Source organism: Arthrobacter sp. 001422645 (assembly GCF_059816125.1).
On sequence record NZ_JCBANT010000025.1, the window covers coordinates 1 to 16,566 of the forward strand.

At 69.1% G+C, this 16,566-nt stretch carries 18 protein-coding genes, 1 pseudogene and 1 riboswitch; of the genes and pseudogenes, 17 read left to right on the forward strand and 2 right to left on the reverse strand.

The window, feature by feature from the left end; genetic code table 11:
• A pseudogene (locus tag AC6EUH_RS17935) lies at positions 1-612 on the reverse strand (hypothetical protein); the annotation flags it as partial.
• A 615-nt stretch (positions 613-1,227) separates the two neighbouring features.
• On the opposite strand from AC6EUH_RS17935, the gene def reads away from it, so the two are divergent.
• The 12 genes from def (at position 1,228) to hisF (ending at position 11,576) form a co-directional block, all read left to right on the forward strand.
• Positions 1,228-1,824, forward strand: a complete 597-nt coding sequence (def, locus tag AC6EUH_RS17940; RefSeq protein WP_499739465.1) for a peptide deformylase — start codon at positions 1,228-1,230, stop codon at positions 1,822-1,824.
• Positions 1,821-2,741, forward strand: a complete 921-nt coding sequence (fmt, locus tag AC6EUH_RS17945) for a methionyl-tRNA formyltransferase (RefSeq protein WP_499739466.1) — start codon at positions 1,821-1,823, stop codon at positions 2,739-2,741. Before def ends, fmt begins: the two co-directional genes overlap by 4 nt.
• The gene (locus tag AC6EUH_RS17950) at positions 2,738-4,378 is read left to right on the forward strand and encodes an RsmB/NOP family class I SAM-dependent RNA methyltransferase (RefSeq protein ID WP_499739467.1); all 1,641 of its coding nucleotides are present in this window, start codon (positions 2,738-2,740) and stop codon (positions 4,376-4,378) included. The genes fmt and AC6EUH_RS17950 overlap by 4 nt, the downstream gene beginning before the upstream one ends.
• Positions 4,379-4,449: 71 nt before the next feature.
• The gene (rpe, locus tag AC6EUH_RS17955; RefSeq protein WP_499739468.1) at positions 4,450-5,106 is read left to right on the forward strand and encodes a ribulose-phosphate 3-epimerase; all 657 of its coding nucleotides are present in this window, start codon (positions 4,450-4,452) and stop codon (positions 5,104-5,106) included.
• Between the two features lie 114 nt (positions 5,107-5,220).
• A riboswitch (FMN riboswitch) is annotated at positions 5,221-5,371 on the forward strand.
• Positions 5,372-5,628: 257 nt separating this feature from the next.
• Entirely contained in the window at positions 5,629-6,696 is a 1,068-nt protein-coding gene (gene ribD, locus AC6EUH_RS17960; protein ID WP_499739480.1) for a bifunctional diaminohydroxyphosphoribosylaminopyrimidine deaminase/5-amino-6-(5-phosphoribosylamino)uracil reductase RibD, read from the forward strand.
• Complete coding sequence (locus AC6EUH_RS17965; RefSeq protein WP_056431514.1) at positions 6,696-7,352, forward strand: riboflavin synthase; 657 nt, start codon at positions 6,696-6,698, stop codon at positions 7,350-7,352. Before ribD ends, AC6EUH_RS17965 begins: the two co-directional genes overlap by 1 nt.
• Before the next feature lie 71 nt (positions 7,353-7,423).
• Positions 7,424-8,104, forward strand: a complete 681-nt coding sequence (ribB, locus tag AC6EUH_RS17970; RefSeq protein WP_200913068.1) for a 3,4-dihydroxy-2-butanone-4-phosphate synthase — start codon at positions 7,424-7,426, stop codon at positions 8,102-8,104.
• Between the two features lie 13 nt (positions 8,105-8,117).
• Positions 8,118-8,813, forward strand: coding sequence for a GTP cyclohydrolase II (gene ribA, locus AC6EUH_RS17975; RefSeq protein ID WP_499739469.1), 696 nt, complete (start codon positions 8,118-8,120; stop codon positions 8,811-8,813).
• A gap of 79 nt (positions 8,814-8,892) precedes the next feature.
• The gene (gene ribH, locus AC6EUH_RS17980; RefSeq protein ID WP_144673397.1) at positions 8,893-9,378 is read left to right on the forward strand and encodes a 6,7-dimethyl-8-ribityllumazine synthase; all 486 of its coding nucleotides are present in this window, start codon (positions 8,893-8,895) and stop codon (positions 9,376-9,378) included.
• A 151-nt stretch (positions 9,379-9,529) separates the two neighbouring features.
• Positions 9,530-9,793, forward strand: coding sequence for a phosphoribosyl-ATP diphosphatase (locus AC6EUH_RS17985; RefSeq protein WP_024367461.1), 264 nt, complete (start codon positions 9,530-9,532; stop codon positions 9,791-9,793).
• A 119-nt stretch (positions 9,794-9,912) separates the two neighbouring features.
• On the forward strand, positions 9,913-10,755 hold the full coding sequence (gene hisG / locus AC6EUH_RS17990) for an ATP phosphoribosyltransferase (RefSeq protein WP_056431524.1): 843 nt from the start codon (positions 9,913-9,915) through the stop codon (positions 10,753-10,755).
• A gap of 44 nt (positions 10,756-10,799) precedes the next feature.
• Positions 10,800-11,576 (forward strand): imidazole glycerol phosphate synthase subunit HisF, encoded by a 777-nt coding sequence (gene hisF / locus AC6EUH_RS17995; RefSeq protein WP_056431527.1) that lies wholly within the window; start codon positions 10,800-10,802, stop codon positions 11,574-11,576.
• Between the two features lie 100 nt (positions 11,577-11,676).
• Here hisF and AC6EUH_RS18000 read toward each other — a convergent pair whose 3' ends face one another.
• Positions 11,677-12,321, reverse strand: coding sequence for a TIGR03085 family metal-binding protein (locus AC6EUH_RS18000; protein ID WP_499739481.1), 645 nt, complete (start codon positions 12,319-12,321; stop codon positions 11,677-11,679).
• Between the two features lie 155 nt (positions 12,322-12,476).
• Here AC6EUH_RS18000 and hisI point away from each other — a divergent pair, with 155 nt between their 5' ends.
• From hisI to trpC, 5 genes are all read left to right on the forward strand, one after another.
• Positions 12,477-12,941, forward strand: a complete 465-nt coding sequence (gene hisI / locus AC6EUH_RS18005; RefSeq protein WP_499739470.1) for a phosphoribosyl-AMP cyclohydrolase — start codon at positions 12,477-12,479, stop codon at positions 12,939-12,941.
• A 159-nt stretch (positions 12,942-13,100) separates the two neighbouring features.
• Positions 13,101-14,666, forward strand: coding sequence for an anthranilate synthase component I (locus AC6EUH_RS18010; RefSeq protein WP_056431530.1), 1,566 nt, complete (start codon positions 13,101-13,103; stop codon positions 14,664-14,666).
• On the forward strand, positions 14,663-15,298 hold the full coding sequence (locus AC6EUH_RS18015; RefSeq protein WP_056431532.1) for a Trp biosynthesis-associated membrane protein: 636 nt from the start codon (positions 14,663-14,665) through the stop codon (positions 15,296-15,298). The genes AC6EUH_RS18010 and AC6EUH_RS18015 overlap by 4 nt, the downstream gene beginning before the upstream one ends.
• Before the next feature lie 105 nt (positions 15,299-15,403).
• Positions 15,404-15,694, forward strand: a complete 291-nt coding sequence (locus tag AC6EUH_RS18020; protein ID WP_056431535.1) for an HGxxPAAW family protein — start codon at positions 15,404-15,406, stop codon at positions 15,692-15,694.
• A gap of 2 nt (positions 15,695-15,696) precedes the next feature.
• Positions 15,697-16,515, forward strand: a complete 819-nt coding sequence (gene trpC / locus AC6EUH_RS18025) for an indole-3-glycerol phosphate synthase TrpC (protein WP_082492742.1) — start codon at positions 15,697-15,699, stop codon at positions 16,513-16,515.
• Positions 16,516-16,566 lie beyond the last annotated feature (51 nt).

Here is a 16,566-nt window from a genome sequence, read left to right on the forward strand (position 1 = left end):
GCGGGCCTCGGTGGCGCTGATCCGCAGCCGCGCCCGCAGGAACTCCGTGGTGTTCCGGTACCCGTCGTCCACGGCCATCCGGGACTCCGCGGCGCCCCCCGAGCCGGATGCCGCGACAGCGCCTACGGAACCCGCGGCACCTCCCGATCGGGATGCAGCCACCGCGCCGGACGCGTCATCAGGCCCGGTGCTGCCGTGGCCGGAGTCGTCCCGCCAGCCGGTGGCCCACGCCGTCTCGCCGTCCGCTGCCGCCGCGCCGAACGCGTTGCCGGGCCCGCCGGTGCCGTCGGCGGAGTCGTCGCGCCAACCGGTGGTCCACGCCGTGCTTGCTTTCGGGGCGGCGGTGGCCTGTTCCCGGGTCCGGTCCACTGCACCGGCCGCCACGACCTGCAAGTATTCCGCAACCCGCGAGAGCTCCTCGACCGTGCCGGCGAAATCCGCCGCCTCCCGGAAATCCCACAAGGCGGCGTCCCCGACCGCCGTCGCCGCCGCCTCCCGGAGCAACGCCAGAGCGGAGTCCATGCCCGCAACACCGGCCACACCGGAGGGCCCCGCCGGAGCGATGCCCCGGCCCGAGTCCTCAACGGCGATGAAATCCCTCACGGCTTCCATGGAACTCACACTAGTGGCGAGCTACGACAAAATAGCGCCGGCCAGCACCGGGCACACACTTGGGCCAACTTCACCCCGCTGGCGCCCGATCCCGTCCCGCCGGCACCGGATGCCACCGGCGCCCGATCCCGTCCCGCCGGCGCCCGATCCCGTCCCGCCGGCACCGGATGCCACCGCCGCCCGATCCCGTCCGCCAACACCGGAGGGCGGCAGCGCCGCTCCGGTAACCACACCGCCCGATCCAGCGCCGATCCGGTCCGCAATTGTGCCCCGGGCTGGCCGCACGTCGCAGAGCGCACCTGTGCCGCAACCAAGCCTCACCCGCGCCTCACCCGCGCCGCTGACCGCACCCGCGATCCATCCCGCGCGCGTCCCCGCACGCCGCACCCCGCACGCCGCATCCGGGCGGCCCTCGGCGATCCCCGCACGCCGCACCCGCGATCCACCCCGCGAGCGGAAACCGGGCCGCCCGGCCGTTCCGTGCCGTCCACCCCGCCCATCACCACCAACAGTCCACCCCACCCAGCCCGATCAACAGCCGCCGTCCGGGCCACGCTCGGTGTGCAACTAAACTGGACTGGATCCGCCGCCGCCCACCGTAAGGACAGATTGCACATGGCCATTTTGAATATCCGCATCATCGGGGATCCTGTGCTGCGCACAGTTGCCGATCCCGTGACGGAATTCGGGCCTGAGCTGGCGAAGCTGGTTGCCGACATGACCGAAACCATGGAGGACGTGGACGGCGCGGGCCTGGCCGCACCCCAGGTCGGCGTCAGCCAGCGAGTCTTTACCTACCGGATCCACGGTGTCGAGGGGCACATCATCAACCCGGTGCTGGAAAACAGCGACGACTTCCAGCCCGACGAGGTGGAAGGCTGCCTCTCCATCCCCGGCCTCGGGTTCCCGGTCCGCCGGCACCGGCACACGCGCGTCACCGGCGTGGACCTGCACGGAAACCCCGTCACCGTTGAAGGCGAAGGCATGTTGGCCCGTGCCTTCCAGCACGAAACCGACCATCTGGACGGGATCCTATTTACCGACCGCCTGGAAGGCGAGGACCGCAAGGCCGCCCTGCGCGCCATCCGGAACGCCAACTACGACTCCATCGCCGAGCAGACGACGGCGAAGCGCGCCAAGACGGTCGGCACCAGCTTCGGGTCCGGCGCCGCAGGCTCTGGCAGTTTCGGCTCCTTCGGAAACGCCCAGTGAAAGTTCTCTTCGCGGGGACCCCGGCTGTGGCAGTGCCGTCCCTGGATGCGCTCGTGGCGGCAGGATTCGACGTCGTCGCCGTCCTCACCCGTCCGGACGCGCCGCTGGGCCGCAAACGGGTACTGACGCCGTCGCCCGTTGCTGCCCGGGCCGCGGAACTGGGCATCGACATCATTCAGGCCGCCAAGGTCGACGCCGCGGTGACCGAGCAGATCGCGGCCGCCGGCCCGGACGCCGCTGCAATCGTGGCCTACGGCGGGCTCATTCCCCGGGCGGCGTTGAACATTCCCCGGCATGGCTGGATCAACCTGCACTTCTCCTTACTGCCGGCCTGGCGCGGCGCAGCCCCGGTGCAGCGCTCCCTCATTGCCGGCGACGACGTCACCGGGGCTGTCACTTTCCAGCTGGAGGAAGGGCTGGACACGGGCCCGGTGTTCGGCACCCTCACCGAAGCCGTCCGCCCCGATGACACCGCCGGGGCGCTCCTAGAGCGGCTGTCGCACAGCGGTGCCGCGCTGCTGACTCAAACGCTGTCCGCCGTCGACGCCGGCAAGGCGGCAGCGGTCCCGCAGCAGGGCGAAGTGAGCCTGGCCCCGAAACTCACCCTCGAGGACGGCCGGCTCGACTGGACGCAGCCCGCCCTCGCAATCGGGCGGCGGGCGCGCGGGGTCACTCCTGAGCCCGGCGCCTGGACCACCCTGGACGGCCAGCGGGTCAAGCTGGAACCGGTCGTGCTGAGGCCCGGCGGCCCGGCGCTGACACCGGGGCAGCTGGCCCTGGAGGGCAAGACCGTGCTGGTGGGAACCGGTTCGCATCCGGTGGAGCTCACCCGGATCCAGCCTTCGGGCAAGAAAATGATGACCGCCGCCGACTGGGCGCGCGGACAGGCAACACTTGAAAGCGTGGTATTCGAATGAGCGAGTCCGGGAGCGGCAGCGGCCGCGGCAACGGCCCCCAGCGCGGCGCCGGCCAGGGCGGCCAAGGCAGTCAGCGTGGCGCCGGCCAAGGGGGCCAGGGCGGCCGGGGACGGGACGGCAGCCAGCGGAACGCGCAGGGCCGGGAACGCAACCGCGGACCGCAGCGCGGCTTCACCGAGAACGCGCCCTCCCAGCGCACCCGCCGGGCCGACCCCGCCCGGCTCGTGGCCTTCGAAGTGCTGCGCGCCGTCGCCTCCGAGGATGCCTACGCCAACCTCGTGCTGCCAGCCCGGATCCGGCACCACGGCCTGGACAAGCGCGACGCCGGCTTCGCCACGGAACTGAGCTACGGCGCACTGCGCGGGCAGGGCACCTACGACGCGATCCTGGCCCGTTGCGTGGACCGGCCGCTCGATCAGCTGGACCCGGCCATCCTCGACGCGCTCCGGATCGGCGCCCACCAGTTGCTGGCCATGCGCGTCCCCGCGCACGCCGCACTGGACCAGACCGTCGGCCTGGCCCGCGCCGTGATTGGTGCCGGACCGTCAGCCCTCATCAACGCCGTGCTGCGCAAAGTTTCAGCCCGCACTCTGGAGGAGTGGCTGGACCTGCTGCTCAGCGATGAGACGGACGAAACGAAGCAGGCCGCCATCCGCTACGCCCACCCGGAGTGGATTGTGCGGGCGCTCCGGCAGTCCCTCGTGGCGCACGGACGTCCCGTCACCGAAATCAGTGACCTCCTCGAGGCGGACAACGCCGCGCCGGTGGTCAACCTCGTGGCGCTCCCCGGGCTTGGCAGCCTGGACGAGGCCCTTGAAGGCGGCGCCACACCCGGCGAACTCGTCGAAGGCTCGGCGCTTTCCAGCGGCGGAGACCTCGGCCGGCTCGCCTCCGTCCGCGAAGGCACCACCCGCGTCCAGGACGTCGGCTCCCAGCTGGTGGCCCGCGCCATGGCCGCCGTCGATCTGGGCGGCAGCAGCCAGGGGACCGGCAGCCCAGCCGGCGAAGAGTCAGCCGGCAGTCCAACCGAAAAGCCTGCCGAACGCTGGCTGGACATGTGCGCCGGCCCGGGCGGCAAGGCGGCCTTGCTCGGCGCCCTCGCCCGTGAGCACGGCGCCACGCTGTTGGCCAATGAACCGGCACCGCACCGAGCCAAACTGGTTCGTCAGGCCCTCGCGGCCGTGCCGCACGAGGTCTGGCATGTGCGCACCGGCGACGGCCGCGAGGTGGGTACCGAGATGCCGGAGAGCTTCGACCGTGTGCTCGTCGACGCCCCCTGCACCGGACTCGGCGCCCTGCGCCGCCGCCCGGAATCGCGATGGCGCCGGACCCCCAAGGACCTGACGGACCTGGGCCCGCTCCAGCGCGAGCTGCTCAAGTCCGCGCTGGCGGCCGTGAAGCCCGGCGGCGTCGTGGCCTACGTGACGTGCTCGCCGCATCCGGCCGAAACGACCGCCGTCGTGAGCGATGTTTTGCGCAAACGCGACGATCTTGAACTGCTCGACGCCGGCGCCGTGCTGGACAGCGTCAGCCTCACGGGCCATCTCGACGCCGGACACGAACTCACCGCCCAGCTCTGGCCGCACGTGCACCGGACGGACGCCATGTTCCTGGCGCTCATCCACAAAAAGGCCTGACCAACAGGGAATACTGGGCACGGGGGCCCGCGCCTCCACAAGGACACCGCAGCAGAACGACAAGGAATCACATGGCCAAGTGCTGTATCAACCCGAGCATTCTTTCCGCCGACTTCGCCAACCTCGAAGCCGAGCTGCAGAGAATCAGCAACGCCGATGCGGTCCACGTGGATGTCATGGACAACCACTTTGTGCCCAACCTCTCGCTGGGGTTGCCGGTGGTTGCGAGGTTGCAGGAGATCAGCCCGGTGCCGTTGGATGCGCACCTGATGATCGAGCACGCGGACCGCTGGGCTCCGGCCTACGCCGACGCCGGCGTTGCCTCCGTAACGTTCCACGCCGAGGCATCGATTGCCCCGATCAAACTGGCGCGGGAGCTTCGGGCGCGCGGGGCCAAGGCAGGGCTGGCGCTCAGGCCGGGCAGCGGTGTGGAACCGTTCCTGGACATGCTCGGTGAGATCGACATGCTGCTGATCATGACTGTGGAACCCGGGTTTGGCGGCCAGGAATTCCTCGACCTCACGCTGCCCAAGATCCGCCGCGCCCGCGCGGCGATTGACGCCTCCGGCCTGGACGTGGCGCTGCAGGTCGACGGCGGCATCACTGCGGACACCATCTGGCGTGCTGCGGATGCCGGTGCCAACGTCTTCGTGGCCGGTTCCGCCGTCTACGGCGCCGAGGATCCGGCGGAGGCCATCGAGCGCCTTCGCGCCGCCGGCCAGCGCTAGACAGCGCTGGCCGGCGCACCGGGGCAGCGGGGGCGAAAAATGACGCACTCCGTAACATCTCGACGGCGGGAATAGCCAAAGCTACCCGGCGGTTGTGCCAGAATAGCAAGACACATACGTGCTCCGGGGTCGGTGTAAGTCCGAACCGGCGGTTATAGTCCGCGACCCGCGAGCCGGCACTTCCCATCGGAAGGCTGCCGGCAGACGGTTGAACCGGTGGAACTCCGGTACCGACAGTTAAAGTCTGGATGAGAGAAGCACGTACAGCTGTTACTGCGGAGCCCTCTGGCGCCGCGGAATTTCGCTGTCGTATACCCCCGGAGCCATCGCGGCTTTGAGGGAAGGAACGACACAACACATGCACTCCCTGCGATGGCTCATCACCACAACTCCGGTCTTCGAAAGCCCGGTGGCAGGTTGATGAGCGTCAAACACACTACAAACGAGGCGGCGGACGGCACCGCTGCCCGGGACGTTGCAGTTCCCGCCGGAGCAGGTTTCAGCGCGACCGAGGCCGAGGCCATGGAGGCCGCCCTTGCAGCTGCCCTGCAGGGGCCGCGGGGTGCGAACCCGCTGGTTGGCGCCGTCGTCATCGCCGCTGACGGAACCCAACTCGTCACGGGCCACCACCGCGGGGCCGGCACGGCCCACGCCGAAGCCGACGCAATTGACCAGGCAAAAGCCGCCGGCCACGACCTTAGCGGCACCACCTTGGTGGTCACCCTGGAGCCCTGCAACCACTGCGGCCGCACGGGTCCCTGCGCGCAGGCGATCATCGAGGCCGGCATCGCGGACGTCATTTACGCGATCGACGATCCGCACGACCCCGCCGCCGGCGGCGCGGCCACCTTGCGCGCCGCAGGGGTCCGTGTCCGCTCCGGGCTCGGTGCCGGAGCCGCCCTGGAGCTGAACGGGCGCTGGTTCGACGCCGTTGCCGCCAGGCGTCCCTTCGTCACCCTGCACATCGCGCAGACCCTCGACAGCCGGATCGCCGCCAGCGACGGCACCAGCCAGTGGATCTCCAGTCCGGAATCGCTGGCTGACAACCACGCCCTGCGCGGACGGATCGACGCGATCCTGGTGGGAACCCAGACGGTGCTCGTTGACAACCCGCGCCTCACGGCCCGCGGCCCCGACGGAACCCAGGCCGGCGAGCAGCCGCTGCGCGTCGTGATGGGCTACCGCGGGATCCCCGAGGGCGCCGCAATCAATGGCGACGACGGCAAGGTCCTCCACCTGCCCACGCGTGACCCGCGGGAAGCGCTGGATGAGCTGTTCTCGGCCGGAGTCCGGCACCTCATGGTGGAAGGCGGCTCCCGGATCCTCAGCGCGTTCCTGGCCGCCGGACTCGTCGACGAACTCATCGTCTACCTCGCCCCGACGCTCCTCGGGTCCGGCACGCCGGCACTGGAGGACCTCGGCATCACCACCCTCGCCGACGCCCAGCGCTGGGAATGGGACCTTGCGTCCGGCGGGGCGGTCCAGGTGCTTGGCCGCGACCTGCGGCTGCACTTGCGCCCCGCTACCAACACTTCATCCGCTTCAAACCCGCTCCGCGCCAGCGCGGACACTGCCGCAGGAGGCATCTGATGTTCACCGGAATAATCGCCGAGCAGGGGAAGGTGTTGTCCGTTGAGCGCAACGGCGACATCAGCGCCACCGTCCGGCTCCACGCCCCCGGCAGCACCGAGGGGCTGCCCCTCGGCGGCTCCATCGCCGTCAACGGCGTCTGCCTCACGGCCACGCAGATCGACGGCAAGGACTTCAGTGTCGACGTTATGGGCGAGACCCTGACCCGCAGCACCATCGGCGAGCTCTCCGCCGGCGACCCGGTCAACCTGGAGCGCTGCGTTCCGGCCGGCGGCCGGCTGGACGGGCACGTCGTGCAGGGCCACGTCGACGGCGTGGGCAGGCTGCTGGAGCGCGAGGCGCTGGGCAATTGGGACCGGCTCCGCTTCGGCGTTCCCGCCGGGCTGGCCCGTTACATCGCGGAGAAGGGCTCCATCGCCGTCGACGGCGTTTCGCTCACGGTCACCGCGGTGAGCCCGGCCGCTGACCCGGCGCCGTGGTTCGAAGTGGGGCTGATCCCCACCACGCTGGCCGACACCGGCCTGGGTGCGAAAGCAATCGGCGGCCACGTGAACCTCGAAGTGGACGTCCTGGCGAAGTACACTGAGCGCCTGCTCGCGTTTTCCGGCGCGGCAGCCGGGGGAGCAGCCGTACGCGCAGAGGGGGCAACAGCGTGAACAATGTCAAGGACGTCAACGTCACGGACATCCCTGTCCAGCCCCTGCTTAACGACGCCTCCGAGGCTTCCCTGCCGGCGGAGCTCGCCGCCCCCGGCACAGTCGTCCCGCCAGTCGGACTTGACCGGATCGAAGACGCCGTCCGCGCCATTGCCACCGGGCGTCCCGTCCTGGTGGTCGACAACGAGGACCGCGAAAACGAAGGCGACATCATCTTCGCCGCGCAGCACGCCACTCCGGCCCTGATGGGCTGGACCATCCGGTACAGTTCCGGGGTCATCTGCGTACCGCTCGACGGCGGCCGTGCGGACGCCCTCGCGCTGCCGCCGATGGTGGCCATCAACGAGGACGCCAAGGGCACCGCCTACACGGTGTCCTGCGACGCCGCGGTAGGTGTCAGCACCGGAATCTCCGCCACGGACCGGGCCCTGACGGCCCGGATCCTGGCCGATCCCGGCAGCGAGCCGGCGGCGCTGACCCGCCCCGGGCATGTTTTTCCGCTCCGCGCCGTTAAGGGGGGAGTGCGGGAACGTCCCGGGCACACCGAGGCAGCTGTGGAACTCTGCCAGCTGGCCGGACTCGAGCCCGTCGGTGTGATCGCTGAAGTGGTGTACGACAACGGAGAGATGATGCGGCTGGACGGACTTCGCGGCTTCGCCCTGGAACACGGCTGCCCGCTGATTTCGATTGCGGACCTGGTGGCCTACCTAGAGGCCGGAGGGTCCGCCGGCCATGCAGCGGACCCCGCGTGATGGAGGAGAGACAATGACGACATCTGAAGCACAAGCACAGCTGCCGGCCGGCGGCCCGCATCCGGTCAGCGCCGGCCCGATCGTGCAGCTGCCCACCGCATTCGGCGACTTTGTGGCGCAGGCTTGGACCGACCTGGCCACCGGCGCCGAGCACTTGGCGGTCAGCTCGCCGCTGCCGCCGGTGGACGGGACGGCCCCGCTGGTCCGGCTCCACTCGGAGTGCCTCACCGGAGATGTGTTCGGCTCCTACCGCTGCGACTGCGGCGAGCAGTTGGCCTTTGCCCTCGAGCTCATCAACGAGTCCGGCGGAACGCTGCTGTACCTGCGCGGCCAGGAGGGCCGGGGGATCGGCCTGGCGAACAAGATGAAGGCCTATGCCCTGCAGGAGGCCGGTTTCGACACGGTGGAGGCCAACGAGCAGCTGGGCCTTCCCGTGGATGCCCGCTGCTACAAAGCCGCCGCCCAGATCCTCGCGGACATGGGACTTCACGAGATCCGCCTGCTGAGCAACAACCCGGACAAGCAGGACCGGCTGGCCCAGGCCGGCGTCCGTGTCGTGGAGATGGTGCCCACCGAGGTGCCGTCCCGGGAGCAGAACCTCCGGTACCTGCAGACCAAGAAGGACCGGATGGACCACCGGCTGGTCCTGGACATGGAGCCGGCCGCCCCGGCTGCCGGTCCGCGCGGATTCGACCACGAACAAGACTGAAAGACTTTCAGCCGGCCCCGGCGGGCCGCCTGACGTTGCACCACACCACACAACGACTCAGCAGAACAAGGATTCCCAGATGAGCGGACACGGCGCACCACAGATTGACCTCAGTACCTTCAAACCGGAGGAAACATCCCGGCTGAAACTGGCCATCGTGGCCGCCAGCTGGCACACCCAGATCATGGACGGACTGCTGGACGGCGCCCTGCGCGCGGCGAAGGACGCCGGCATCAGCGAACCGACTGTGCTCCGGGTACCCGGGACGTTCGAGCTCCCCGTGGCCGCCGCGCGGCTGGCACCGCACTTCGACGCCGTCGTGGCCCTCGGCGTCGTGATCCGCGGCGGAACCCCGCACTTCGAGTACGTCTGCGAGGCGGCCACGCTGGGCCTGACCGAGGTCTCAGTGCGCACCGGCGTCCCGGTCGGCTTCGGCGTGCTGACCTGCGATACGGAACAGCAGGGCATTGACCGGGCCGGGCTGCCGGGCTCGACCGAGGACAAGGGCCACGAGGCCGTCACCGCCGCCTTGGCCACCGCGGTGACGCTCCAGCAGTTCAGCTAGGACTGGTGCAAGGGTTCGGCCGTGAACCCGAAGACGGCCCGGCCGAACCCTGCCCCTGCCGAACCCTGCCCCTGTGGAATCGCTCACATCCCCGGCGTCATGCGAGCCCCCGGAAGGCGCCCACCACCCGCGAGCAAGTAGGCTGGAGGGTGTGAAGAATTTCGAATCGCTGTTCGCAGAACTGAGTGAGAAGGCAGCCGTCCGTCCGGAGGGCTCCCGCACCGTCGCCGAACTGGATTCCGGAGTCCACGGCATCGGCAAGAAAGTCGTGGAGGAAGCAGCCGAGGTCTGGATGGCTGCCGAGTACGAATCCGATGAAGCCGCCGCTGAAGAGATCTCGCAGCTGCTCTATCACCTGCAGGTTCTGATGCTCGCCAAAGGTCTCAGCCTGGAAGACGTCTACAAGCATCTCTAGCCACGTTCCCGCCGGAACCGCACGCGCCTGCCCTGCGGACCCGGTGTATAGCGTGGCCCGCTGTGCCTGAACCGACTGTTTTTGAACGGACTTCGTCCCGACCAAGAAAGACCTCCCCAATGCTGAGAGTTGCCGTCCCGAACAAGGGCTCCCTGTCCGAAGCCGCCTCTTCCATGCTCGCCGAGGCCGGCTACCGCCAGCGCCGCGACACCCGCGAGCTGGTCATGCTGGACCCGGACAACGACATTGAATTCTTCTTCCTCCGCCCCCGCGACATCGCTGTGTATGTCGGCCAGGGCACGCTCGACGTCGGCATCACCGGCCGCGACCTGCTCCTCGACGCCGAAGTTGAAGCCGAAGAACTGCTCCCGCTGGGCTTCGCCGCCTCCACGTTCCGTTTCGCCGGCCCGGTGGGCGACTTCAGCACCGTCGAACAGCTGGAGGGCAAACGCCTCGCCACGAGCTACGACGGACTGCTCCGCGGCTACCTCGCCGATCGCGGCATCAAGGCCAAGGTGGTCCGCCTCGACGGCGCCGTCGAATCCTCCGTGCGCCTCGGCGTCGCGGACGCGATCGCCGACGTCGTCGAAACCGGCAACACGCTCAAGGCAGCCGGCATGGAGATCTTCGGCCAGCCCATCCTGAACTCCGAAGCCGTCCTGATCGGCCGCAAGGGCGAGCAGAATCCGGCCGCCGAGGTCCTGATCCGCCGTCTGCAGGGCGTCCTCGTGGCGCGGCAGTACGTCATGATGGACTACGACATCCGCAAAGAACTCGTGGAACAGGCCGCGGCGCTCACGCCCGGACTGGAATCACCCACCGTTTCACCGCTGCGGGACTCGGACTGGGTCGCTGTCCGTTCGATGGTGCCGAAGCGGCAGACCAACCGGATCATGGACGAGTTGTACGACCTCGGCGCCCGCGCCATCCTGGTCAGCACCATCCACGCCTGCCGCATCTGACCCGGCGCGCGCAAACCTTCCGCAAGCGATTACCAGGAGAAGTCATGGCTGTAGCCGTCCGCGTTATCCCGTGCCTGGACGTTGATGCCGGCCGCGTGGTCAAGGGCATCAATTTCGAAGGACTCCGCGACGCCGGAGATCCCGTGGAACTGGCCCATCGTTATGACAACGGCGGCGCCGACGAGTTGACCTTCCTCGACGTCACGGCCTCCTCGGGCAACCGCGAAACCACGTTCGACGTCGTCCGGCGCACAGCCGAGGAAGTGTTCATCCCGCTGACCGTCGGCGGCGGCGTCCGCGGCGTGGCCGAAGTGGACCGGCTCCTGCGTTGCGGCGCGGACAAGGCCGCGATCAACACGGCCGCCGTCGCGCGTCCCGATGTCATCGACGAAATTACGCGGCACTTCGGCTCCCAGGTCCTGGTGCTGTCCCTCGATGCGCGCCGCACCCGTCCCGGTTCGCAGCCCACCCCCTCCGGCTTCGAGGTCACCACGCACGGCGGGCGCCAGGGTACCGGGATCGACGCCATTGCGTGGGCCCGTGAGGCGGCCGACCGCGGCGTGGGTGAAATCCTGCTCAACTCGATCGACGCCGACGGAACCAAGGACGGGTTCGACCTTGAACTGATCCGGCTCGCGCGGGCGGGCGTCAAGGTTCCGCTCATTGCTTCCGGCGGTGCCGGCAAGCCGGAGCATTTCCCGCCGGCCGTGGCAGCAGGGGCTGATGCCGTGCTCGCCGCGTCGGTCTTCCACTTCGGGCCGCTGGACATGATCGCCCAGGTGAAGTCCGCGATCCGTGAAGCAGGCTTCGAAGTCCGCTAAGCGCCACTCGCCAAAACCAACGCGGGGTCACCTACCGCCCGTCCCGGAGGGGATTATGGGCGGTAGGTGACCCCGCGTTGCTGTGATTGGGGAGGGGTGCCTAGAGTCCCACTTCGGCGGACTGCAGGAGCGCGACGGCGTCCGGCTGGCCCTCGAAGGTCACCAGCGCGTGGCGGGTGCGGCCATGGGCGTGCATCAGGAGTTCACCCGGATCGCCGACGATTGCCACGGACACCGGGGCGCGCTTGGCGACATGGCGGGGTCCGGACGGGCGCACCAGGACGATTCCGAGGTCAACGCCGCGGTAGAGGATGGCCGCCCGCTTCACCAGTTCGTCCCACAGGGCGTCGGAATACTCCTCGTCCAGGGCGCGGGGAGCCCAGCGGTCGACGGCGCGGCGGACGTCCTCGGTGTGAACGAAGTATTCGATCAGGTTGGCGCTTTCGTCCAGGGCCTTGATCTTCATGGGGGAGAACGCGGACGGGCCTGCGCGGAAGGAATTGACCAGCCTGTTGTAGTCCTCCGGCGTCTTGAGCGTCGCGGCAAGATCGACCGTGGCCTGGTCCGAAGCCTTGGACAAACGTTTGAACAGTAGTCCGAGTCCGACGGCGGCTTTTCGCTCGCGCAGGTAAAGGTGGGCAGCAAGATCCCTGGTAAGCCAGCCCTTGCAGAGCGTGGGGGAGTCAGGACCGGCCGCCAGTAGGGTTTCGGCCAGAACTTCTCGGGAAGGATCGACGAAATGCATCACTTGTGAAACTAGCACGACACGGCGCCGCGTGTGCACCTGAACCGCCGTCGTTTTGGCCCCCGGAAGTCGATTCACCCCGTGGTGACGCCGATGTTAAGCGCAGCGCCGGGCCTCGGGGCGGCGCCCCGCCCCGAGGCACTAGACTTGAGGCGATGTCTGAACAGCCTGCCCCCGCCCGTCCCGAGGGAAACGCCGTCAGCGAAAGCGCTGTTGACGGGGTCCACCCGGGTCCAAGCGCGCCCGCGCCCGCCGCGCCCGCAAGCCCCCTCCCCGCGGGCCTCGCTGGAGCCCTGAAAAGGGACAGCGCCGGCCTGGTTGCTGCGATCGTGCAGCAATTCGATACCAACGAGGTGCTGATGCTCGGCTGGATGGACGACGAGGCCCTGCACCGCACCATGACCAGCGGGCGGGTGACGTTCTACTCCCGGTCCCGCCAGGAGTATTGGCGCAAGGGCGACACGTCGGGCCACGTGCAGTGGGTCAAGTCGCTCGCGATGGACTGCGACGGCGACGCGCTGCTGGTCCGGGTGGACCAGGTCGGAGCGGCCTGCCACACCGGAACCCGGACCTGCTTCGACGGGCGCGGACTCGACGCCGTTACCGGTCACGCCGGCTGACCCGCAGCCGACGGCGGCCCAAGGCAGCCCGGGAGCGCTTCCCGGCGCAGCCGCAGGAGTCAGCGCAGCCGCACGAAACAGCGCAGCCGCAGCACGGGGGACGACCCCCGCAACACCAATACTTCAGGACCACTGAAAGAACAGGCGGAAACCACAGCCATGCAGGACCTTGGAATCATCAGCCCGGGCCTGGAGGAGTTCCGTGAACTCGCAGGCCACAGCCGTGTCATCCCCGTCCGGCTGAAGGTGCTCGCTGACGCCGAAACCCCGATCGGGCTGTACCGCAAACTCGCGCAGGGCCAGCCCGGCACGTTCCTGATGGAATCCGCGGCCGTCGGCGGTTCCTGGTCCCGCTACTCCTTCATCGGCGCGCGCTCCCGGGCCACGCTGACCACCAAGGACGGCCAGGCACACTGGCTCGGCGAACCGCCGGTTGGCGTGCCGCTCGGCGGCAGCCCGGTTGACGCCATCCGCGACACCGTCGAAGCCCTCCGCACCGATCGTTTCGACGACCTCCCGCCATTCACCTCCGGCCTGGTCGGCTTCCTCGGCTGGGAAACCGTCCGGCACTGGGAGCGGCTCACCAGCCCACCCGAGGACGACCTGGACCTGCCCGAGATGGCGCTGAACCTGGTCACCGACATGGCCGTGCACGACAACATGGACGGCACCGTCCTGCTCATTGCCAACGCGATCAACTTCGACAACAGCACCGAGCGGGTCGACGAGGCGTGGCACGACGCCGTCGCACGGGTCAAGGCACTGCTGGCGCAGGTCAGCGCCCCCGTCAAGCAGCCGGTCTCCGTGCTGGACCCGGCGGCACTGGACTTCGCCTCCAGCGTGCAGGAGCGCTGGGACGAGACGGAGTACCTCGCCGCCCTGGACCGCGGCAAGGAAGCGATCGTCGACGGCGAAGTGTTCCAGGTGGTCATCTCGCGCCGCTTCGAAATGGAATGCGGCGCGGACCCGCTGGACGTTTACCGGGTGCTCCGGAACACCAACCCCAGCCCGTACATGTACATCTTCAGCCTCGAGGACGCCAACGGCCGGCAGTACTCGATCGTCGGTTCCTCCCCGGAGGCGCTGGTGACCGTGACCGGCGAGGAAGTCATCACCCACCCGATTGCCGGTTCCCGGCCGCGCGGCAAGACGGTCGAAGCGGACAAGGCCCTGGCCGAGGAACTCCTCGCGGACGAGAAGGAACGCGCCGAACACCTGATGCTGGTGGACCTCTCCCGCAACGACCTGTCCAAGGTCTGCGTGGCCGGCTCCGTGGACGTCACCCAGTTCATGGAGGTCGAACGCTTCAGCCACATCATGCACCTCGTCTCCACCGTGGTGGGCAAACTCGCGCCCACCGCGAAGGCCTACGACGTGCTGAAGGCGACCTTCCCGGCCGGGACGCTGTCCGGCGCGCCCAAGCCCCGGGCGCTGCGCCTGCTCGACGAGCTGGAACCGCACCGCCGCGGGATCTACGGCGGGGTGGTGGGCTACCTCGACTTCGCCGGAGACATGGACATGGCCATCGCCATCCGCTCGGCCCTCCTGCGCGAAGGGCGCGCCTATGTGCAGGCCGGCGGCGGCATCGTGGCCGACTCCGTCAACGCCACCGAGGCACTGGAAACCGTCAACAAGGCCGCCGCGCCGATGCGCGCCGTCCACACGGCCCGGTCGCTGCGCAACATCACGGCGGAATCCATTACCGACGCCGGGACGCAGCCATGAGCGGCGCCACCGTCAAGAGCACCAGCCCCGCCGTTCCCCGCTGGGCCAGGAAATCGACCCTGGTGCTGGCCATTGCCGCGCTCGCGCTGGCCGTCTTCGGCACCACAACGCAGACCTGGCTCATCGTCCACCTGGACCCTGCCCAGCTCGGCCAGGCCGTCAACAGCCAGGACGGCCTGCAGGTGCAGGGCAGCAAAGCCGCCACCACCGTAACGGCCCTCGCCCTGGTGGCCCTTGCCGGCGGGCTGGCCGCGTCCATTGCCGGCCGGATCGCCCGCTGGATCATCACGGCACTCATCCTGCTGGCCGCCGCCGGCATCGTCAGCGCCGCCGCCGTCGTGATTGCGGACCCGCTTGCCGCCGCCCAGGGCTCGATCGCCGCCGCCACCGGGATCACCGGCAGCGACGTGAACGTGGACGTCACTCTCTTCCCGGCCCTCGCCGTCGTCGCCGGAACCCTGCTGGGGCTCAGCGCCCTGCTGATCATCCCGGCCGGCCGGTACTGGAAGTCGCGGACGAAATATGACACCGCGGCAACAGGCAGTCCGGCCGCCGGGTCCGCAGGCCCGGCGGGGCCGCCCGACGAGATCGACAGCTGGGACCGGCTCTCACGCGGTGACGACCCCACCTGAGCCGAAGCCCGGCAGCGCCCAGCCAGTAGCGCGCACGGTAACGCGGCCAATATCGTCGCCAATAAATGGCAGAATGTAAGCAGTATTCACCCTGAGGAGATTTCAATGAGCAACGCACCTGTTTCCGCCCCCAAGCCCGCTGCCGGAACCGGCTACTCCTACGACGACATCGATCACAGCGAACCGACCGGCCACGGCAACAGCCCCGCCGCCTGGACCACTGTTTTTGTGATGCTCGTCGGCGCCCTCATCATGGCCATCGCCTTTGTCATCGCCAACACCCCGATCTTCATCGCGGGCGGCGTTGTCATGCTGGCCGGCCTGGTCATCGGGTTCGTCATGCGCAAGGCCGGCTACGGTGTGGGCGGCAGCAAGCTGAAGAACTCCGGCCACTAAGGGTGACTGTTCTCGATGACATCAATGCCGGTGTCAGGGAGGATATGGAGGCGCGCCAGCGCCTCGTTTCGCTCGCGGAACTGAAGGAGCGCGCGGCCGCGGCCGCACCGGCGCGCGATGCCTGGACCGCCCTGGGCGGTCCTGCGGCCATGCGCCGTCAGCTGAAAGTGATCGCCGAAATCAAGCGCCGCAGTCCCTCCAAGGGCGACCTCGCCAGCATCGCGGACCCCGCCTCGCTCGCCGTGCAGTATGCCGACGGCGGCGCGGCCGTGATCAGTGTCCTGACCGAACAGCGCCGCTTCAACGGCTCCCTCGCCGATCTTGACGCCGTCCGCGCAGCCGTGGATATCCCGCTGCTGCGCAAGGACTTCATGATTGACGAGTACCAGATCTGGGAGGCCCGGGCACACGGGGCCGATCTGATCCTGCTGATTGTGGCGTCGCTGTCCGACGCGCAACTGCGCGAATACAGCTCCCTCAGCCGTGAACTTGGCATGAACGTGCTCGTCGAGACGCACACTGCCGAGGAAATCGAACGCGCGGTTGCCGCCGAGGCACGGATCATCGGCGTCAACGTGCGCAATCTCAAGACGCTCGACGTCGACCGTTCCGTCTTTGCCGAACTCGCCGGAGGCATCCCCGCCGGCGCGGTCGTCGTCGCGGAGTCGGGTGTGCGCAGTGTCGACGACGTCCGGCACTACGCCGCGAACGGCGCCAATGCGGTCCTCGTGGGCGAAGCCCTGGTCAGTGACGCGACCCCGCGGGAGCGGATCGCGGAATTCACGGCCGCCGGCGCCGAAGAAATCGCCGCACGTTCCTGACCCGCGCTCCGGCCGGGCCACACGCCCGTCCGGACGCCGGCGCCTCCGTGC